This is a genomic window from Vibrio tubiashii ATCC 19109 (assembly GCF_000772105.1).
Lineage (GTDB): Bacteria > Pseudomonadota > Gammaproteobacteria > Enterobacterales > Vibrionaceae > Vibrio > Vibrio tubiashii.
The window spans coordinates 1,142,479-1,162,947 of sequence record NZ_CP009354.1 but is presented as its reverse complement, the minus strand read 5'-3'; the positions used below and the strand labels follow the sequence as shown (position 1 = coordinate 1,162,947).

Sequence of the window (20,469 nt, the reverse complement as noted above, 5' to 3'; positions counted from 1 at the left end):
CAACTACATTTCAAAACCTCTGCCTTGTATAAAGAACCCACAAACTGCTGCAAAAGTCATCTCAAAAGGTCAACAGACCCTCAATATAATTAAACAAAATTGAAAGAATAGTCTATTATCTTGTTCGCCAATCCTGTTTTCGGGCGCGCAAATGGTAGCTTATTCCGCATCTCGTTAAAAGTTTTACCCACACTTCGTTTACATTTTTGCAAGGTAGTTAACATGTCGCCACGTTCACAACGTGACTCTAAACCCTCTTCATCACGTCGCGGGAATTCCGGTTTTAAACGTCCCTCTTCAGCGAAAGGAGTGAATAAACATTCCTCTAAAAATCGTAGAAAACCGACGAGTACTAAACCCAAGATCGCACCTGAAGATCGTAAGGTCATCGTGTTCAATAAGCCTTATGACACTCTAAGCCAATTCACTGATGGTGATGGCAGAAAAACCTTAGCCGACTTTATTACCGTCAAAGATGTTTACTCCGCAGGTAGACTTGATAGAGATAGCGAAGGCCTATTAGTTCTAACCAATGATGGCATCTTGCAAGCCAAGCTGACTCAACCTACATCTAAATCACCAAAGACTTATTGGGTGCAAGTTGACGGCGCGCCATCAGAGGCGGATTTAGACAAGCTCCGTAAAGGTGTTGAACTAAAGGATGGCATGACACTTCCGGCCAAAGTTGAAGTAATGGAAGAACCTCAAGTGTGGGAGCGTAAACCACCAGTTCGCTTCAGAGCCAACATTCCAACCACATGGCTATCAATTACCATTATTGAAGGCCGTAACCGCCAAGTTCGCCGCATGACTGCCAATATTGGCTTCCCTACTCTACGCTTGATTCGTTATTCGATGGGAGAGATTAAGCTCGAAGATTTGCAGCCAGGTGAGTGGAGAGAGATAGAGTATTAGAATCACTTTGCTGGATAGGCACTTAGTAAGCATTTCTTGTTGCTGTCATCCTCAAGAGTGAGGTACGAACGAGTTGGGGATCTCATATAGCAAGTCGAAAGCCTATTCAGGTTCCCTAGGCGTTCCGCGTTACTCTAAAGAATGACACGCTTGCTTACCTCACAAAACAAAAAACGGCGCTTCAATTGAAGCGCCGTTTTTATTTAGCTATTCGCTAGAACAAAGAATTAGTCTTCTTTCTTCTCTGCTAGTTTCACTGCAATCGCTAACTCTTCAAGCGCAGCTGGGTTAGCAACACTTGGTGCGTCTGTTAGTAGACACGCAGCTGCTGTTGTTTTAGGGAACGCGATTACATCACGGATGTTCTCTGTACCACATAGCAGCATCACTAGACGGTCAAGACCGAATGCTAGACCTGCGTGAGGAGGCGTACCAAACTTCAGTGCGTCCAATAGGAAACCAAACTTAAGCTGCTGCTCTTCTGCATCAATACCTAGAATGTCGAACACAGCTGCTTGCATCTCTGCATTGTGGATACGAACCGAACCACCACCAACTTCATAGCCGTTTAGAACCATGTCGTATGCGTTTGAGTTTGCTGCTGCTGGGTTTGCTTTTAGCTCTTCTGCATTCACGCCTAGAGGTGATGTGAATGGGTGGTGCATTGCATGAAGGTTGCCTTCGTCATCTTCTTCGAACATTGGGAAGTCAACAACCCATAGCGGTGCCCATGCGTTTTCGTCTGTTAGCTCTAGATCTTTACCTAGTTTCAGACGTAGCGCACCCATTGCTTCAGCAACTGTGTTCGCTTTGTCTGCGCCGAATAGGATGATGTCGCCTGACTCAGCTTGAGTGCGGTCTAGAATACCGTTGATAACATCTTCACTCAGGAATTTAGCTACTGGAGATTGGATACCTTCCATACCTGCAGCACGGTCATTAACCTTCATCCAAGCTAGACCTTTCGCGCCGTAGATACCTACGAACTCACCGTAGCTGTCAATTTGCTTACGAGTTAGCTTAGCACCACCTGGAACGCGTATTACTGCAACACGACCTTTTTCATCGTTTGCAGGGCCTGAGAATACTTTGAATTCTACGTCTTTTACTAGGTCAGCAACATCAACGAGCTCTAGTGGGTTACGTAGGTCTGGCTTATCGCTACCGAAACGACGGATCGCTTCAGAGAATGGCATTACTGGGAAATCACCTAGGTCTACATTCAGTAGCTCTTGCCACATATCGCGAACCATCTTCTCAGTGGTTGCACGAACTTCGTCAGCCGTCATGAATGACGTTTCGATATCGATCTGAGTGAATTCTGGCTGACGGTCCGCACGTAAGTCTTCATCACGGAAACACTTAACGATTTGGTAGTAACGGTCAAAACCAGACATCATTAGCAGCTGTTTGAATAGCTGTGGAGACTGTGGAAGTGCGTAGAAGCTACCTTTGTGAACACGGCTTGGCACCAAGTAGTCACGTGCGCCTTCTGGCGTCGCTTTAGTCAGTACTGGCGTTTCAATGTCTAGGAAACCATTGTCATCTAGGAAACGACGAACAAAGCTAGAAGCTTTAGCACGCAGCTTGATGCGATCGCTCATTTCAGGGCGACGCAGGTCTAGGTAACGATACTTTAGACGCTGCTCTTCAGAGTTCTTCTGGTTGAAGTCTAGTGGTAGAACGTCTGCGCGGTTGATGATCTCAAGACCTTTAGCGATGATCTCAACTTCACCCGTTGCCATATCTTTGTTTACTTGGCTATCTGGGCGAACACGTACTTCACCAGTTAGCTTGATACAGAATTCATTACGCAGCGTGTTAGCCACTTCGTACGCATCAGCCATATCTGGATCGACAACTACCTGAACAACGCCTTCACGATCTCGCATATCGATAAAAATAAGACCGCCTAAATCACGACGACGGTTAACCCAGCCGCAAAGTTCTACAGTTTGTCCTGCAAGGGACTTGTTCAGGTGACCACAGTAATGGGTACGCATAATGAATTTCCCAATCTCTTAAAATTTGTTGATTACTATCTATCGATGTTAAGTTTACCGATAGAGCAAAGTTCCATTTATACGCTGAAAGTGGGCCGAGATCGACTACCTAGCGTACAATTTATTGCGATTTATCATCTATTGATGCTTTTTAAACCAACAAAGGCGTAAAACAGCAGCAATATGAAAAAATTGGCGCTGATTATAGCCCTAATCTGGGTGGTTCGGCAAAACTCTCATTCAATCGATTCAAACTAGAGAATGTAGCAGCGAATATGGACAGTTTACCCATCAGGCTCGGGCTCACCATGTGGTCACACAACAATTGGCAGCAGAGCTTTTATGGCAGTGGCACCAAGCCCAATGAAAGATTGGAAAAATACGCCAGTGTCTTTCACACGGTTGAAGGAAACACGACCTTTTACGCCACGCCAAATAGTGTCACCGTCAACAACTGGCGAGCGGCAACGCATGATGATTTTCGTTTTACCTTCAAACTGCCGCAAAGCATTACCCACCAGCAAATGCTGCGTGGTTGTCAGGCTGAGCTAAAAAGCTTTATGGCGATTATGGAGCCACTGCATGAGCGTATCGGTCAGTGGACGATACAACTGCCTGCTGCCTTTGGCCCCGAACACCTAGAAAACCTCAAGCAATTTTGCGCTCTGTTTCCACCTCACTACCCTATTGGTATTGAAGTTCGTCATCCTGCCTTTTTTGCCAAAGGCGATGCCGAAAAAGCGCTCAATGCTTGGCTCATTGAGCTAGGGTACGATCGCATCATCATGGACAGTCGCCCTGTCTTTGCAGCTAAGCCAGACAATGAAGCCATTATCGACGCCCAGCAAAAGAAACCAAAAGTGCCCGTTCATGCCATTGCAACGTCAGACAATCCTATGATTCGCTTTATAGGCCACCCTCAGGAAGAGAAAAACTATGAATTCTTTACCCCTTGGCTGAGTAAAATTCCTCAGTGGATCGAGCAAGGTAAACAGCCCTATGTGATGATTCATACAGCGGATAATATCGTCTCGCCCGAACTTGCCGCTAATCTCTATAAACAGTTGCAAGAAACGGTAAAACTGCCGGACTTAAATGACTTTCCTGCGGTAGATGGCAACACACAGATACAGATGTTTTAGTCCATCTATGCTCAATACATGACAGAGGCGCGAAATTCACATAAAATACGCGCCTTTTTAATGGCTGTAGACTTGAGAGCACGGCATCTCACGTTGAGAGAACTGAGTTATGAACCCTAAGAGCAATCCAGATACTATTTTTTCGGCTCCAATCGATAAAATTGGGGATTTCACCTTCGACGAACGTGTTGCGGAAGTCTTTCCAGACATGATTCAACGCTCAGTACCCGGCTACAGCAATATTATTTCTGCTATCGGCATGCTGGCTGAACGCTTTGTAAAGCCGCATTCCAATATCTATGACTTGGGCTGTTCTCTTGGGGCGGCGACACTTTCTATGCGTCGTCACATCAATCAAGAAGGCTGTCAGATTATCGCCGTCGATAACTCTTCAGCAATGGTTGAGCGATGCAAACTGCACGTTAACGCTTATCGTAGCGATACGCCTGTTGATGTCGTTGAAGCAGACATTCGCGATATCGAAATCGACAATGCTTCTGTGGTCGTACTTAACTTTACGCTTCAGTTCTTATCACCAGAAGATCGCTACACCTTGCTCGAAAAGATCTATGCAGGTCTTCGCCCAGGTGGGATTTTGATTCTTTCAGAGAAGTTTGTCTTTGAAGATCAAGTGTCGAATGAGCTGCTGATCGATTTACATCACGACTTTAAACGTGCCAATGGCTATAGCGAACTAGAAATCAGCCAAAAACGCAGCGCGATTGAGAATGTGATGCGCCCAGACTCGAAAAAAGAGCACAAAGAGCGCTTCGCTAAAATCGGCTTTAGCAGCTACGATGTCTGGTTCCAGTGCTTTAACTTCGGTTCGATGTTCGCGATAAAATAGCGAGAAGCACACACAGCGTGCTCTCATTAGGACGTCATCCTCAAGAGAGAGGAACGAGCGAGTTGGGGATCTCTTATCAAAAAAGATAAAAACCGAGATTCCCTATCACGTTCGTCCCTCACTGTAGGGAATGACAAACTTGACTTTTACACCACAAAATCAGTGAAAAACTATGTTTAACTTTGCCAATTTTTATCAGTTAATTGCCTCAGACACCCGTCTTCAACCTTGGCTGAATGTCTTACCTCAACAGCTAACCGATTGGCAAAACGCAGAACATGGTGATTTTGGTCGCTGGCTAAAAGCGCTTAACAAGATCCCAGAAGGTTACCCAGACCAAATTGATATTAAAAATGCGGTTGTGCTGGCTAACGATACCCCTTTTCATAGCGGCGAACTAAAAAAGCTCGAAAGTCTACTGCGCACCTTCCACCCTTGGCGTAAAGGCCCATACACGGTTCATGGTATTCATATTGATACTGAGTGGCGCAGTGACTGGAAATGGGATCGAGTACTACCTCATATTTCTCCACTAAAAAACCGCAGCGTGTTGGATGTTGGCTGTGGTAATGGCTACCACATGTGGCGCATGCTTGGTGAAGGTGCTCGACTGACTGTTGGCATTGATCCTTCACACCTGTTTCTGATCCAATTCGAAGCCATTCGTAAATTAATGGGTGGCGACCAACGCGCACACTTGTTACCACTTGGCATCGAGCAACTACCTAAGCTCGAAGCATTCGATACCGTGTTTAGCATGGGTGTGCTTTACCACCGCTGTTCACCGCTTGATCATCTTATCCAACTGAAGAACCAGTTGGTTTCTGGTGGTGAACTGGTACTTGAAACACTAGTCATTGAAGGTGATGAAACTTCAGTGCTTGTTCCAGTGGACCGCTACGCTCAAATGCGCAACGTCTATTTCTTCCCATCCGCGAAAGCACTCAAAGTCTGGCTAGAAAACGTCGGCTTTGAAAATGTGCGTATTGTGGATGAAAACGTGACAACCACAGGCGAACAACGAACGACTGAGTGGATGACACACAATTCACTGCCTGACTACTTAGACCCGAACGACCCGACAAAAACAGTCGAAGGTCACCCAGCTCCTCGCCGAGCGGTATTAGTAGCAACTAAGCCATAAAATAGTCGCGAATTGACAGAGAGTTAACTCAACTCACACGGGAAATCATTTCGCAGACACGCAATCCCCAATACAATACCAAGGATGCATCGCATCCTTGTTTTTTTAAGCGTAAGCCTCTTTAAATCGTTTTATTGAGAATCTGACACAATTCGCTGCTTGTTTGTGACAAATTTATTACGCTAAACTTCTTATTTATCTATTGTTTTAATTACTTTCAGGTTTATCAATGTTGACAAGATTTACCCCTATCGTGGCACTTATGTTGCTGTCTGGTTGTACGCTTACAAATAGTGAGCAATACCACCAAGAAACGTTAGCCGCCATTCAAGCTTCAGAAACAAATCTAACCAACCAATATACAAACCTAAACTTGCAGTTAAGTAATCAGTCTGACTATATAGAAAGTCTCGAAGACCAAGTTCATGAACTTGAGAAAAAACTCGCGGCATTCAAATCAGAAGCATTAGAAGAAGTGCGCAAAAAGCCAGACCCAGTTGTCATCCCTGCTGCTGCACCTGTTGAAGCGACACCAAGTCATGAAATCGTGTTAGGTGAAGTTGAGAAAGTCACCATCGACTCAATCAAACAATCTTTTGATGCCCGTGTTGATACGGGCGCAGCAACGTCTTCATTAAACGCTATCGACATAGAACAGTTCGAGCGCAATGGTAAAAATTGGGTTCGTTTCCACCTCTCTGATGGAGAGAAAGAACTCAATGACACAAACTGGATCGAAGCGCCAATTATACGCTTTGTAAAAATCCGTCAGTCAACGAATGAAGAAGTCGAACGTCGCGCTGTAGTTGAATTGTGGGTCAAACTCGGAAAAATCCATGAAAAAGCGCAATTTACCTTGGCAGATCGCTCGCAAATGAGTCATCCTGTACTCTTAGGTCGCGAGTTTATCCGTGATATCGCAGTGGTTGATGTAAGTAAAAAATACATACACACGGAAGTTCCTCAGAAACAATAAGGTAGCGTAGGCTTATGACGTCCAAAATTCCTTTCTATATATCAGTTGCGTTAATCATTGCAGCTGGTGTTGCTTTAAGTATCTTTCGTCACCAAAACTACGGTGTTCCATGGACACCAGGTGAAACTCGACAAGTCTGGGACATTGAAGCGCGCGTCGAGTTTAATGGCCAAGGTAAACCAGTAAAAGCCTCTTTAGCAGCTCCTCACACCCAAACTGGTTTTACCCTGATTAACGAATCTTCTTCCTCACCAGGTTATGGTGTCTCTTACATTCAAACGGATACTGGACGCCGAGCTGAGTGGTCTATCCGCAATGCGACGGGACCACAAACCATCTACTACAAAACTCAATTCCTTGTTGACCCTCAAGCAAACGTTGAGCCTATCGCACCGAACGATGAGATTAACCCTCCTACGTTCGATGGCCCTGTTGAAGCTGCAGCAATCGCTCTCATTGAGCGTGCGAACGAACGTTCTGCTGACGATATCACTTTCACACGTGAGCTGATTAAATCGCTCAATGACTCAGACAGCCAAAACGCCTCTTTGATTCTCAACCGTATGTCGAAAGTTGATGCTGTCGATAAGATCCTTGCTTACGCGAAAATCCCAAGCAAAGTAGTTGGTGTCATCGAGCTAGAAGATGGTCGTCGTCGCCAAACAATTCAGCAAATGAACCAAGTTTGGAATGGTGAAAACTGGATCTTGTTCAACCCGAATAACGCTAACCAAGTGATCAAAGAGAATATCCTTGTTTGGGATGAATCTAACGTGTCACTGCTTGATTTGATCGGCGGTCAAAACAGCCAAGTGCATTTCTCAATGATTGCGCAAGATGTGACACCATCACAAGCAACTCAAGATAAAGTAGAAGCTGACGGGCTACTTAACTTCTCAATCCATAGCCTGCCTCTTGAAGAACAAGCCATGTTTAAAACCATCATGCTTATTCCGATTGGTGCGCTTATCGTTGTTTTCTTGCGAGTAATTATTGGCTTGAAAACGTCAGGTACCTTCATGCCAGTCCTGATTGCTGTGGCGTTTGTACAAACACAACTAGTTACAGGTATTGTCGGCTTCCTACTGATTGTCGGCACAGGCTTGGTTATTCGTAGTTATCTCTCCAAGCTTAACTTGTTGCTCGTGGCGAGGATCTCAGCAGTAATTATCACGGTGATTATGATCATCTCGGTCTTTACCGTTGTTGCGTTCAAGATTGGCCTGACTGAAGGTCTATCGATTACCTTCTTCCCTATGATCATTCTTTCTTGGACGATTGAGCGTATGTCGATTCTTTGGGAAGAAGAAGGGGCGAAAGAAGTGGTGCTTCAAGGTGGCGGCTCGCTACTTACCGCTGTATTGGTTTATCTAGCAATGACAAACCCATTCATTCAGCACCTTACGTTTAACTTTATTGGCCTACAGTTGATTGTCTTAGGTGGCATTCTACTATTAGGTACTTACACAGGTTATCGCCTAACTGAGCTTCGTCGCTTTAAACCACTTGCGGAGGACTAAACATGTTTTCACGTTTTACCTCTCAATTTACAACCCCTGGTAAGCTTCACCATAAAGGTATTATGGGGATGAACCAGCGCAACCACAGTTACATTGGGCGATATAATGACCGCTCAAAGTACCCACTGGTTGATGATAAGCTCAAAACCAAGATCATTGCCCAACAACATGGTGCGACCACACCAGAATTGATAGGCGTGATCAGTAGCCAAGTTGAAGTAAAAACCATTCATAAGATGGTAAAAGATTGGCCGGGTTTTGTTATCAAGCCTGCTCAAGGGAGTGGCGGTAAAGGTATTCTGGTTATCACGTCACACAAAGATGGCGTTTATACTAAACCTTCTGGCGCAACGATTAATCAAGAAGATGTCGAACGCCATATCAGTAACGCACTGGCCGGGCTTTTTTCACTTGGTGGTAAAAATGACGTTGCCGTGGTTGAAAACTTAATCAAGTTTGATGACTGCTTTGACGGCTTTAGTTATGAAGGTGTACCGGACGTGCGTATTATTGTTTTCAAAGGCTACCCTGTGATGGCGATGATGCGTTGTTCTACTGCCGCTTCAGACGGTAAGGCTAACTTACACCAAGGCGCGGTGGGTGTCGGTATTGATATCGCAACCGGACGCGCGGTTAGAGCGGTTCAGTTTGACCAACCAATCACCCACCATCCAGACACTGGCAAAGAGCTTGCTACACTGCAAGTCCCACATTGGGAGCGCTTATTAACGTTAGCTTCTAGTGCTTGGGAAATGACAGGTCTTGGTTATATGGGTACCGATATGGTACTCGATAAAGAAGAAGGGCCAATGGTACTTGAACTCAATGCTCGCCCGGGTCTAGCCATTCAAATTGCTAATGGCGCTGGTTTGTTGCCAAGGCTTCATCACATTGAAAACTTAGGTCTGGGTATCGAATATCCAAAACCTGCTGAACGTGTCGCGTATGCTGCTAGGCAATTTGGTATCTTTGCCAAAGAAGTGACTAGCTAAACCTCTTATAACAAAAGCCCGCTAAATGCGGGTTTTTTAATCGCTTTAGTTCAACTATTAATCCAAACGTTCGCCAATATGCTCTTGGCACAAACCGTACTTTAACTTAATTTTATCCGCCACTTTTTCGGCAATCATTATCGTCGGCGCATTGGTGTTTCCACCGATTAAAGTGGGCATAACTGAGGCATCAACTACTCTTAAACCCTCTAATCCGTAGACACAAAGTTGATTGTCTACCACAGCGAGTGGGTCTTGCTCCGTCCCCATTTTACAGGTTCCGACGGGATGATACTGAGTGTCAGCGCGATTACGAATATCTTGCTCTATCGCTTTATCATCAATTGCATCGACAGGATAGAAGCTTTCTCCTCGTACATCGTCAAACGCCTCACTTTCTAACATTTGATGCTGTTTTTTCCACGCCTTAATCATGACAGGCATATCATCAGGATGGCTAAAAAACGCGGGATCAATGCGGGGAGAGTCGTACGGATCTGCGCTTCTTAGTTTCACCGTGCCTTTGCTCTTAGGCCGCAGCAAGGTGACGTGGCTACTGAATCCATGACTTAAGTGGATTTTCCTAGCATGGTCGTCAACCACAGCGACAACGAAAACAAATTCAACATCCGGAATTTTCACATCATCATCTGAGCAAAAGAACCCTATTCCCTCAGCATAATTGCTGGTTAGTTTTCCGCTCCGATGACGCCGCCATTCAGGAAGCGCCTTGCTCATCTCCGCGGCCATTTGAAGTGATACACCAAATGTCGACTTCTTTGCACTGCATTTATAGGAATGGATCAGATCAATATGATCTTGCAAGTTCTCACCGACACCAGCCAGTTCATGAACCTGATAAATGCCGTGTTTGTCCAACTCTTGTTTAGGACCCACACCCGAAAGCAATAGGAGTTGTGGCGAACCAAATGCGCCAGCCGAAAGGATCACTTCTTTGCGACACTTAATCTGGAATCGTTTTCCCGCTAAGCCATACTCCACACCGATCGCACGCTTATCGCGAAACAAGACTTTATGTGTCGTGGCTTTAGTCACTACCGTTAGATTAGGGCGAGATAAATTGGGAGTAAGGTAGGCTTTGGCAGCACTACAACGCTCACCATTGAGTTGAGTCACTTGGGTGGCCATCGCGCCAAGCTGATCTGAGCCGTTGATGTCTTTGTTACGCGGCACACCGACCGACTCACAAGCCTGTAGATACTTCTCTAGCATCTCACTTGGACAACGCAGATCAGCAACATTCAGTGGCCCACCTTGACCATGAAACTCATCATTATGGACTTCGTTATGTTCGGCTTTTTTGAAGTAAGGTAAACACTCATCATAGCTCCATCCTTCGTTGCCTAAGCTTGCCCAAAAATCATAGTCATAGCGGTGTCCACGGGCATACATCATGGCGTTAATTGAGCTAGAACCACCCAACGTTTTACCCCGTGGCTGATAACCTTTGCGTCCATTGAGCCCCGGCTGAGCTACCGTTTCAAATCCCCAGTTGTTGTATTTTGTCGGCATCATGGCAACCATACCAACTGGAGTGTGAATAAAGGGGCTGGTGTCTTTACCACCAGCTTCCAACAGGCAAACACTGGTATTGGGGTCTTCGGACAGACGAGCTGCTAGTACGCAACCCGCTGAGCCGCCACCAACAATAATGAAATCATAGCTGTCCATAGCATCTCCGATTAATTACAGCTTCAAAGCTATTTCTTTAAGCTCTGGTCCGGCTTACCAACAAACAAACGAACCGCCAGTTTTTGAATTGGATGACCATACGGAGGTGCAAACAACTCAATTGGAAACCACTTGCGCATTTGGAACACACTTCGTGCATGGCTAAGTTCACGGAATCCTTCTTCACCGTGATAGTTACCGATACCAGAGTTGCCCACTCCGCCAAATGGCACCGAGTGATTCAGTACATGCCATCCCCAATCATTGATAGTCACGCCGCCGCTGTGGGTTCGAGTAAGCAAAATTTCACGCTGTTGCTGATCATGACTAAACAAATAACAAGCCAGAGGTCTTGGACGCTGCGTAATATAATCAATGACTTGTTCTATGTTCTGGTAGCCATGCACAGGAAGAAGTGGGCCAAAAATCTCTTCTTGGCTGATGCGCATATCTGGGGTTAATTGGGTGGCAATATACAAAGGTGTTTTGCGCTCTTCTCCATCCTCTAAGCATTGAGTAATGACCGCCCCCTTTTGGCGAGCGTCGTCTAGCAACTCATGAAAGCGTTGCGACTGAGCATCATCAACCAGTGAGGTATAGTCATGATTCCCTTCGATAGTGGTGTACATTTCTTTGTGCGCATGGGACACCGCAGCGACAAACTGGTCAACTTTCTCTTCGGGCACAAAGGCATAGTCAGGTGCAATACAGATCTGCCCAGAGTTAAATCCTTTGCCATGAGCGATACGTTGTGCTGCCTGCTCGATATCGTAATCATCAAAAACAACAACCGGAGACTTGCCACCTAGCTCCAAAGTAACTGGAGTTAGGTTCGCTGCCGCGTTCGCCATAATGACCTTGCCACTCTTTGGAGAACCAGTAAAAATGAGATGATTGAACGGCAGGTTCGAAATTACCATCGCTTGAGGGTGATTCCCCTCGACAATACGGACGATGTCGGTTGAATAGATCTCACTGAGGAGCTGAGTAAGCACTTTAGTGGTTGCAGGACAGTTCGGCGGCATTTTGATCATGCAACGGTTGCCTGCCGCAAGCGCGGTAATCAGTGGGCCAACGGAGAGATAAATTGGGAAATTCCAAGGGCAGATAATCCCCACCACACCTTTTGGCTGGTATCTCACCTCTAGCTTATTACCTTTGAATAACCATTCCGTTGGACGCCTGCTTGGCTTCATCCACTTGCCGACATGACTTAATACATGATTAATATCCAGTATCGGCGCGAGAACATCCGCCATAATCGACTCGGTATGACTGCGTCCGCCAAAGTCTTCACTCATCGCGTCCGCTAACACATCTTGGTAACGCGAAAGCTGTTTTTTAAGGGCTTTTAAACGCTGTTTTCTTACCGCTAAACTTGGTAGTGGTTCTTTTTTGTATCCCAGTTGAAGTTCTTTAAACCAAGCTGTCAGTTCACTCTCCGGACTATCGCAGTGTTGTGTCTCTTGCTCGGCTAAATTGGTTGTCATCATGTTCATCTGAGGTACCTCGCTTATCTCAATGGCTTATTACAACATTTCATTAACATCATGCACAGGTGTGAGAAAGACATAAATCGGTGAAATTCGGACACGAATAACAGACCTAGTCAAATCATTGCGCTATAAATAAGCCTGAAACTAGCATCACATTAAGGAAGGGAAATGGAGTATAGCGCGGTTTATGAACCCGACATGCAGGCATTTGGCATTCTTGACGTGCAATTACTGACAAGATATCTAGAGAACCAGATTCCGGTCGAGGAACTGCTTGAAGGAAGTGGTATATCGCTTGCCAAGCTTTATTGCCCCGAAACGCATATCACCCTCGCCCAGAAATTGATCATTTTTAGCAATGCTGTGAGCCTATCTAATGAGCCTGATCTGGGCTTAAAAGTTGGTCAACAGGCGCGCTTCAGTGACTTTGGTGTTCTGGGCTATGCCGCCTTTAGTAGCAGCACTTTGCTCGATGCTTTATTGCTTGGCTTCAAATATCTACGCCTTGCCGGCCCCGTGCTGCGAAAGAAAATGTGGATTGAACAAGACCGTGGTTACTTTCGCGCCGAGCAACTGATCGACCTCGATTCACTGCTACCTTTTTGCTGTGAATATTGGTTTGCAGCAATTCAAAATCTGTGTGAAGAAGTCATGCAGCAGCCTTTTCCTTCCTATGTGCTTAAATTCCCATACCCCAAGCCAGAATATGGCGACGCCTACAACGAACTATTTCGCTGCCAAATCGAGTTCGATTGCCAAGAGCTAGAATGGGAGTTTGACGCAAGTAGCTTGCACGACCCACTACCATCAGCGAATGCCATGACACTGCAGATGTGCTTGAAGTCTTGCGATGAGATGTTAGCGAAAGTCAGCAGTACGCCAAGCTTAAAAGAGAAGATTACTCAGATGTTTGTCGAAAGCCCGGGCTGCTATCCATCTATTGAAGTACTTTCCACAGAGCTCGGAATGTCATCTCGAACACTGAGACGGCACCTAAAAGCTGAACAAACAAGCTACCAACAGCTCCTCGACCACGTTCGTTTTCATCTGGCCAAACACTACCTTGTCTCAACAGGCTTAAACATTGAGGAAATTTCCGAGCGGATAGGTTTTTCTGACAGTGCCAATTTCCGCCATGCGTTTCGCAGGTGGAGCGGTTACTCACCTAAACAGTTTCGAAACCAAGCAACTACCACTCAATAAAAATGCCCGCTAAGATAGCGGGCATTTACCATTTGGCTTGTGTTTATAGCTCTTCAACGAGTTGTTGAACTTCGCTAGTGGCCTTTTTCTCCTGACCAAAGCCTCTCAAGCCCACTACGTGTACATGCTCGTGATCTTTAAACACTTTACGTACTAGTTTGTAGGTGGTGCCTTTTTCAGGGCTGATGTTCTCTGGTGCGGCAATCAGAAGCTGCATGTCTAGACGGTCACACAGTTCAAACAAGGTCGATATCGACTTAGCATCCAAACGAGCGGCCTCATCAAGGAACAACAGACGACAAGGAACAATGTCTTTACTTCGCAGACGACGCGACTCTTCTTCCCAGCTTTGTACCACCATAAGAAGAATCGATTGACCTGTACCGATCGCTTCACCCGTAGATAGCGCGCCGGATTCGGCTTGTAGCCAACCATCTGAGCCACGGTTAACTTCAACGCTCAGCTCTAGGTAGTTACGGTAATCAAGAAGCTCTTCGCCCAATACTTGTGGAGAGCGCTGTCCCATATCAATATGTGGGTTAACGCGCTGGAACAACTTAGCCATAGCTTCCGAGAAGGTGTAGCGAGGCGATTCAAACAAGTCTTTATGCTGCTCTTGTTGCGCTGACAAGCCATTGAGAAGCACTTCGTGACTTTCACGAATCTTAACGTTGAGACGTACACCTTTCACCTGACCAAACGAGATGTTTGACAGACCTTGGTTGAGCATACGAATACGGTTTTGCTCACGCTGAATCGTCTTCTTAATAATGCTCGCCACAGACTCTGAGCTGATTGCCAATCGGTTTTCACGCTGAGTCAGCTCTTCGGTGAGTCGAGCCAGCTCAACTTCCATCTCTTCAATCGCTTCAACCGGGTCATCGGTACGGATAATATCCTGACGAATACGCTCACGTAGATGTTGGTAAACGGCAATATAGAACAGAACTTTGCGCTCTGGTCGTGCATTATCTTCAGATAGACGAAGCGCATCACGTAGGTCTTCGTTATCGGCCACAGCCAGGCGAAGCGCGCCGAGTGATTTATCTGACATAGAGCGTAATTCGTTATCAGACATGTAAGCCAGTTCGCGCTTATGCAGGCGACGTTCAACATCGTTCTCACGCGCCAAACGCAGCACTGAGCACCAACCCGCTTTCGCAGCTACAACGAAAGTACGCAGTTCAACGTACTCTTTCTGAACCTTCTTCAAACGCTTAGCGAGCGACTTCATCTCAAGTTCAGTAGACGTAATGGTGCGCTCATATTCACTCTTACGTGAACGAGACGTATGCAGTCGCTCCTGAAGCTCATCGCGGCGACGCATAGCACGTTCTGCCGCACCTTCATCAGCAGTCACACCGTATTCTTGAAGCTCTTGTTTGAACTCCTGAACCGTTTCTAGCTTGGCTTGATGCGAGCTTTTCAGTGATGCCAATACTTGGTTGTATTGGTTCATTTGAGCTTGTGCTTGCTTAAGCTCATCACGAGAGCGAGTACGCGCGCGTTCTGCTTCAACCAGTTTCGCTTTTAGCTGTTCGCTTAGCTCACTGCTTTGGTTAAGCAAATCAACCGAGTCAGAGTAAGCAAAGTAGTGACGACGTTCGACCAGATCAGACAGGGCAAAGATCTGTTTCTTCAACTGCTGAAGTTTTTGATCAGCCGCTTGATATTCAGCTTCTAGCGCATCAAATTGCTCTGGGTCAGCATCCAGTGCTGAAACGATATTCTCTAGCTCAGTAATGGCTTTGCCGTAGTTGGTAACAAAAGACTTGGCTTCCGTTAACTTGGCAAGATTCTGTTCTAGCTCTTCAAATTGAGCCGATAGCGCATCATCTTCAATCAGCGCCATGTTCGGTGCAATTTTATCCAGCGATGCTAAGGCTTGTTTGCTGCCGAGTAGTTGGCTGCGCTGCTGTTGCTCTTTAGCATCAAGATCAGCCAGAACGCGTACAAGCTGATTACGCTTGTCACGAATGGTCGCCAGAGCTTGTTCGGGGTCAGCTTCAAATGCCACCTGAATATGTTTCGCAACAAAGCTGTTGAACGCTTGGTACATACGCTGCAGTTTTTGCGAGTCGAATGCAGCTTTAGCGTGCTCTTCAACCACTTCTTCACGTTCGTTGCGCAGTAACTCTAAACGCTGTTCACGCGCAGCGCGACCAAACAAAGGAATCTCTGGTAAACGAGAGTAACGCATTTGGCGGTCGTTCATACGAACACATACTGCGCCTTCGAGCTCTTCTGCATCGAACGAACTGTCATCAAACGCATCGACATCACCTTCAATGATATAAAGGTCTTCAGGACAGTCATCCAACTCCACCAGCTTCTCTTCAATGCCAGATAGATCGGATACAACGATCGCATGACGAGCAGGGCCATACATGGCACTGAAATATGGCGCGTCACCAATAGTGATATCGTCATAAATTTCAGACAGTAATACGCCACCAAGCGTATCGGCTAACCCTTTCAGGCGTGGGTCATTGGATCCACCTGGAGACGCTAAACGCTCAATCTCACCTTCAAGCTGAGTGCGGCGCTCTGCCAACTTATCTTTAGCAACAGACTGCTTCTTCTCTTCTTCTAACACAACCTGCATATGACTCATAACAGACTGGCTATCGTAGAGGTCAGCACCACTTTGCTCGCGTAGAGACTCGAGTGCATCGTGCGCTGCAATCCAAGTTGGCGCTATGGCCTCTAGCTTTTTGATTTCAGCAGAAGCGTCTTGCTCTAGGCGGCGCTGTTCACTGCGCTGCTCACGAACCTCTTCTTGAGACATCTCTAGCGATTCAATTTGCATCGCATGGCGTTCACGCTCTTGCTCAAACGTCAGTTCATCAATCAAATCAACATGGTGCTGCTTTTGATATTCGCCCACCAGCTCTTGAGTCTGACGCTGCTTATGCAAACGACGCTCGACATCACGATGCTGCGCGCGCCACTGCTGTTCATTCTGTACCAGCTGCTGCGCTTCTCGACCTTGAGCGATGGCCGCTTTCGCTGACTGGGACGCTTGGTTACGTTCCACATCGCCAACAATACTCTTAACCAGTTTTAACGCCGTTTCAAACTGCTCTGCAGCAGCAGATGACATATCAAGCTTGTGCTTAGTAGACAGCAAGTCATTGGTGCTTTGCGCTTCGTTGTCTTTTAGCTGTGCAACCAATGACTGCGCTGATTCTGGCGTTAGATCTTCGTTTTGCAAAAGCAGCTTAGCTTTTTCAAGTGCCTGTACCGCTTGTTGGTATTGAAGCGCACGAGTCTGCTGCACATCCAATGCCTGTTGGTAATCGGCAAGCTGAGTTTTCAAGCTATCGACTTCTTCCTCAGAAACCGTCGCTTGTTCCTCAACCATAAGCACACGTTCTTGCGCTTCTTCTACTACCATCATCTGCTCTTCAAGGCGTTCTTGAAGCTCTTCAAGATCTTCTTGGTAGCGTTCAATTTTCTCTTGCTGACGCAGTGCGTTTTGAACTAGCTGCAAGTGGTCTGAAGCCGCCTGATAGTCTTGCTCTAGCGACGACTCAGATTCAACCAGTAGCTCTAGCTCTTCTTGGACGCGGTTGAGCAGGTTGTTTTGTTCTAGCAAAGTCTCACGCGAGCTAAACAGCTCAGAGCGCAGTGACAAGGTCTGCTCAAGTTTGTTGCGACGATCATTAGCATGGCGCATGTAATCCGCCGCCACATAGTTAGTCGATTCGGTGATTAAATGCTTAAACAAGTCGCGATCAGCCTGAGTGGTTTTAATCGCCTCAAGTGTCATGCGGTTTTCACGCAGCGCTGATTCCATATCTTGGAACGCTTTTTTAACACCGCCGTTTTGTGGCAAGAGGTAGTCGCGAAGTGAACGAGTAATCGCACTTGAGATACCACCGTATAGCGATGCCTCGATCAGACGGTAGAACTTGGAGCGGTCACTAGAGTTACGTAGTTTCTTCGGAATAACGCCGAACTCAAACATTTGAGAGTGGTAGTCGACAATCGAAGAAAAGGCTTTGAACTGCACACCTTCAATTTGGCCGATCGACTCTTTGACCTCGTTGATCTGGCGAACACGAGCTTGAGTATCTGAAACGCTTTCGATCAACACATCAGTCGGTTTGATATGGCTTGGTAAGCCTTGGATCACAAACGGTTTGATATCGACTTTTTTGTCTCGACCAGCGACCTGCTGCAGCTTAACGGCAAACAATAAACGTTGGTTACGCGAGTTCACGACATCAAGAGCGGCGTAACAGGCACCAGCTTGTAGTTTACCGTACAGACCTTTATCACGAGAAGATTGGCTACTACCCGCTTCCGTCGTGTTACGGAAGTGAAGCAAGGTTTGGTCGGGAATCAAAGCAGTAATGAAAGCTGCCATAGTCGTCGACTTACCTGCACCGTTACCACCAGAAAGAGTGGTGACTAGCCCATCGATATCAAAAGTACGCGCAAAAAAGCCGTTCCAGTTGACCATGGTTAGCGATTGATATTTACCTCTTTCAATCATGCTTCACCCTCTTCCATCATTTCTTGTTCAGCGTTTTCGTCGCTGTCAGTTTGTTCTAGTAAGCTACCTTGGCTTGGCTCTTTAGTATGCACTACCGCTTCACCATCACGAATTAGGCGCAGCTGCGCTTCACGCATATCGTCACCAACTCGTACATCAGCACCAAAGCGGAAAACCGACTCACTGATGCTAAATTTACCCGTTTCACCAATGTTGATGATCATACCTAGGCGGCGCAAGCGGCGCAGTGAAGTACGGACTTTTTCAAATAGCTTCTCTTTATCTAAATCAGAGCCGGTTGCACGATTGGTCACTAGCTTCATGAGCTTTTCTTCATCGGCAAGGGCCAATAGCTCTTCGTACAACTCTTGGTTAGTAAAGATACCTTCATGCGCCAAACGCTCTGGGCTGAGGTAAAGGAAACACAATACCTTACCCACCAACATATCAAGCTCTGAAAGCACACTACGACCTATCAGTGACGTCGAACGCGGTCGCAGATAGAAAAAGCCTTCTGGCGCTTTCACGAGTTCCGTGTTGTAGCGTTGATAGAAAGAGGACAACTCAACTTCGAAGTCTGACAACAGCGCGTGGTTATCAAGATCTTCGCTAGAAATATGACGCCCTGCTCGCAGCATACTGTCTAGTGCTGGGAACAGAGGGTTTGAAATTGCTTTTGCCAGATTATCTGACATGTATTCATTAATATCGGTCGATGACATTTGCTTGTACCTTTGCACCAAATTCGTTGATCGCTTGCCAGTCCGGTTGAATGGCTTGGTAGTCAGACTCTGAGTAGCCTAAACGTACCGCTTGGTCGATAACAATTCGAGCTAAATCAAAATGATGAGTTTGCGGATGCTGTGCTAGGTAGTCACGTAGCACTAAGCCCAAATCGATAGGTGCGCCTTGCTCTTTATGAACTTTAAGCATGCCTGCAATACGATCTGACAATTCATCATTGACCTGTTGGAACTCTTCGTATTCCACTTCTAGTGGTACTTGGCCGGTAACTTCATCATCTCTCAGTACCAAGGCCTCATCACGAAGATCGGTTAAGCGCTCGGCATCTGCGTAAGTCAGGTACCAAGGCATATCGAAATACTCTTTGACGGATTGACGCAGACGCGAACTGAATGCTCGGTTTTTATCCATATCAATCGCGGTTCGAATAAATTTGTGAACGTGGCGGTCATAACCGATCCAAAGATCGATCGCTTGCTGACCCCAACTGGTGATGCGATCAAGCTTCATTTGCAGACCAAACAGCGTTTCTGCGATGAATTCCAGCTCGTCATCGCCATAAACCAGTTCTTGAATATCAAGAATCTGCGTCTGTAGCTCGTCGCCCGCGGCTTGAAGCGTATCTTGTAGCTCTTTGAGGGTATTAGATGTCTCAGAAAGCAACGCTTCACAGTTGTTGATGGCGTCGCGCCAGTCTTTGTTTAACAGTTCAGCAATCTGAATCTTAACCGACTGCTGCTGCTCATCCATCACACGCTGGTTCAGATCGATCTGATCGAAGATCTCTCCCACGGAGTACTTAAGCACACCATAGACGTTCTTACGCCAGTGACCTGGCGTTCCGCCTTGACGTGCAGACTCAATCGCCTTCGACATTTCGTCAGCAACCATTGAAAGCTGGATCGATAGCTTAAGTTTGGAAAATTCGCGATGTCGGACGTAGTAATCTGTAATCCCTATCGCAAGTGGTGACAGACGATAGATACTGGCTCCATCGGTCACTTCACTGGTAAAACGGCTAATCAGTCGTTGTTTGACCATTTCGTTAATCGCGTTGTTAGCGCGAAACGCCGACGCGTCACCCGTTTCTTCAAATAATCGGGTAACAATGGTAAACGCATCATGCAATTCACCTTCACCTAATTCTTCATCGAACCTTTCATTACTGAGCACAGCAATAGCGATTAGAAATGCCAGTCGCTCTGTTGTCAGGTTCAATGAGAAATCATGCTGCTTAACCCAACCGACCAATTCATCGATCGGCTGCTCAGCATTTAGAGTCATCTCACTCATT

The 20,469-nt window shown here is 46.3% G+C and carries 14 protein-coding genes; 8 read left to right on the top strand and 6 right to left on the bottom strand.

What is annotated here, in order from left to right; translation table 11 throughout:
• The first annotated feature begins 222 nt into the window (after positions 1 to 222).
• Positions 223 to 915 carry a pseudouridine synthase gene (locus tag IX91_RS05275; RefSeq protein WP_004744318.1) on the top strand — a complete coding sequence of 231 codons (693 nt, stop codon included), beginning with the start codon at positions 223 to 225 and terminating at the stop codon, positions 913 to 915.
• A gap of 227 nt (positions 916 to 1,142) precedes the next feature.
• Here IX91_RS05275 and aspS read toward each other — a convergent pair whose 3' ends face one another.
• Entirely contained in the window at positions 1,143 to 2,918 is a 1,776-nt protein-coding gene (gene aspS / locus IX91_RS05270; RefSeq protein ID WP_004744319.1) for an aspartate--tRNA ligase, read from the bottom strand.
• Between the two features lie 275 nt (positions 2,919 to 3,193).
• Between aspS and IX91_RS05265 the strand changes: the two genes are divergently transcribed.
• The 6 genes from IX91_RS05265 to IX91_RS05240 all read left to right on the top strand — a co-directional run bounded on the left by IX91_RS05265 (position 3,194) and on the right by IX91_RS05240 (position 9,539).
• Positions 3,194 to 4,060, top strand: a complete 867-nt coding sequence (locus IX91_RS05265; protein WP_004744320.1) for a DUF72 domain-containing protein — start codon at positions 3,194 to 3,196, stop codon at positions 4,058 to 4,060.
• A gap of 109 nt (positions 4,061 to 4,169) precedes the next feature.
• Entirely contained in the window at positions 4,170 to 4,907 is a 738-nt protein-coding gene (gene cmoA, locus IX91_RS05260) for a carboxy-S-adenosyl-L-methionine synthase CmoA (RefSeq protein ID WP_004744321.1), read from the top strand.
• A gap of 172 nt (positions 4,908 to 5,079) precedes the next feature.
• On the top strand, positions 5,080 to 6,051 hold the full coding sequence (cmoB, locus tag IX91_RS05255) for a tRNA 5-methoxyuridine(34)/uridine 5-oxyacetic acid(34) synthase CmoB (RefSeq protein WP_004744322.1): 972 nt from the start codon (positions 5,080 to 5,082) through the stop codon (positions 6,049 to 6,051).
• Between the two features lie 229 nt (positions 6,052 to 6,280).
• Positions 6,281 to 7,027 carry an ATP-dependent zinc protease family protein gene (locus tag IX91_RS05250; RefSeq protein ID WP_004744323.1) on the top strand — a complete coding sequence of 249 codons (747 nt, stop codon included), beginning with the start codon at positions 6,281 to 6,283 and terminating at the stop codon, positions 7,025 to 7,027.
• 14 nt (positions 7,028 to 7,041) lie between these two features.
• Complete coding sequence (locus tag IX91_RS05245; protein ID WP_004744324.1) at positions 7,042 to 8,547, top strand: inactive transglutaminase family protein; 1,506 nt, start codon at positions 7,042 to 7,044, stop codon at positions 8,545 to 8,547.
• Positions 8,548 to 8,549: 2 nt separating this feature from the next.
• The gene (locus IX91_RS05240) at positions 8,550 to 9,539 is read left to right on the top strand and encodes an alpha-L-glutamate ligase-like protein (RefSeq protein WP_004744325.1); all 990 of its coding nucleotides are present in this window, start codon (positions 8,550 to 8,552) and stop codon (positions 9,537 to 9,539) included.
• A 57-nt stretch (positions 9,540 to 9,596) separates the two neighbouring features.
• On the opposite strand, the gene IX91_RS05235 is transcribed toward IX91_RS05240, so the two are convergent.
• Positions 9,597 to 11,231, bottom strand: coding sequence for a GMC family oxidoreductase (locus IX91_RS05235; RefSeq protein ID WP_004744326.1), 1,635 nt, complete (start codon positions 11,229 to 11,231; stop codon positions 9,597 to 9,599).
• A 29-nt stretch (positions 11,232 to 11,260) separates the two neighbouring features.
• Positions 11,261 to 12,730, bottom strand: a complete 1,470-nt coding sequence (locus IX91_RS05230) for a coniferyl aldehyde dehydrogenase (protein WP_004744327.1) — start codon at positions 12,728 to 12,730, stop codon at positions 11,261 to 11,263.
• A gap of 165 nt (positions 12,731 to 12,895) precedes the next feature.
• Between IX91_RS05230 and IX91_RS05225 the strand changes: the two genes are divergently transcribed.
• Positions 12,896 to 13,930: an AraC family transcriptional regulator gene (locus tag IX91_RS05225; RefSeq protein ID WP_004744328.1), complete on the top strand. Its 1,035-nt coding sequence runs from the start codon at positions 12,896 to 12,898 to the stop codon at positions 13,928 to 13,930.
• Between the two features lie 43 nt (positions 13,931 to 13,973).
• Here the strand turns inward: IX91_RS05225 and mukB are convergent, their stop codons facing one another.
• Genes mukB through mukF form a run of 3 tightly spaced genes read right to left on the bottom strand, consistent with a single transcriptional unit; the run spans position 13,974 to position 20,468 of the window.
• Complete coding sequence (gene mukB, locus IX91_RS05220) at positions 13,974 to 18,431, bottom strand: chromosome partition protein MukB (RefSeq protein WP_004744329.1); 4,458 nt, start codon at positions 18,429 to 18,431, stop codon at positions 13,974 to 13,976.
• Entirely contained in the window at positions 18,428 to 19,153 is a 726-nt protein-coding gene (mukE, locus tag IX91_RS05215; protein WP_004744330.1) for a chromosome partition protein MukE, read from the bottom strand. The genes mukB and mukE overlap by 4 nt, the downstream gene beginning before the upstream one ends.
• Positions 19,134 to 20,468, bottom strand: coding sequence for a chromosome partition protein MukF (gene mukF, locus IX91_RS05210; protein ID WP_004744331.1), 1,335 nt, complete (start codon positions 20,466 to 20,468; stop codon positions 19,134 to 19,136). Before mukF ends, mukE begins: the two co-directional genes overlap by 20 nt.
• Between the last annotated feature and the right edge of the window lies 1 nt (position 20,469).

What these genes read in the sequence shown, in the direction of transcription:
- cmoA (WP_004744321.1), top strand. Translation starts at nt 4,170, where the DNA reads ATGAACCCTAAGAGCAATCCAGATACTATTTTTTCGGCTCCAATCGAT.
- IX91_RS05265 (WP_004744320.1), top strand. Translation starts at nt 3,194, where the DNA reads ATGGACAGTTTACCCATCAGGCTCGGGCTCACCATGTGGTCACACAAC.
- aspS (WP_004744319.1), bottom strand. Translation starts at nt 2,918, where the DNA reads ATGCGTACCCATTACTGTGGTCACCTGAACAAGTCCCTTGCAGGACAA.
- IX91_RS05230 (WP_004744327.1), bottom strand. Translation starts at nt 12,730, where the DNA reads ATGAACATGATGACAACCAATTTAGCCGAGCAAGAGACACAACACTGC.
- mukE (WP_004744330.1), bottom strand. Translation starts at nt 19,153, where the DNA reads ATGTCATCGACCGATATTAATGAATACATGTCAGATAATCTGGCAAAA.
- mukF (WP_004744331.1), bottom strand. Translation starts at nt 20,468, where the DNA reads ATGAGTGAGATGACTCTAAATGCTGAGCAGCCGATCGATGAATTGGTC.
- mukB (WP_004744329.1), bottom strand. Translation starts at nt 18,431, where the DNA reads ATGATTGAAAGAGGTAAATATCAATCGCTAACCATGGTCAACTGGAAC.
- IX91_RS05225 (WP_004744328.1), top strand. Translation starts at nt 12,896, where the DNA reads ATGGAGTATAGCGCGGTTTATGAACCCGACATGCAGGCATTTGGCATT.
- cmoB (WP_004744322.1), top strand. Translation starts at nt 5,080, where the DNA reads ATGTTTAACTTTGCCAATTTTTATCAGTTAATTGCCTCAGACACCCGT.
- IX91_RS05245 (WP_004744324.1), top strand. Translation starts at nt 7,042, where the DNA reads ATGACGTCCAAAATTCCTTTCTATATATCAGTTGCGTTAATCATTGCA.
- IX91_RS05235 (WP_004744326.1), bottom strand. Translation starts at nt 11,231, where the DNA reads ATGGACAGCTATGATTTCATTATTGTTGGTGGCGGCTCAGCGGGTTGC.
- IX91_RS05275 (WP_004744318.1), top strand. Translation starts at nt 223, where the DNA reads ATGTCGCCACGTTCACAACGTGACTCTAAACCCTCTTCATCACGTCGC.
- IX91_RS05240 (WP_004744325.1), top strand. Translation starts at nt 8,550, where the DNA reads ATGTTTTCACGTTTTACCTCTCAATTTACAACCCCTGGTAAGCTTCAC.
- IX91_RS05250 (WP_004744323.1), top strand. Translation starts at nt 6,281, where the DNA reads ATGTTGACAAGATTTACCCCTATCGTGGCACTTATGTTGCTGTCTGGT.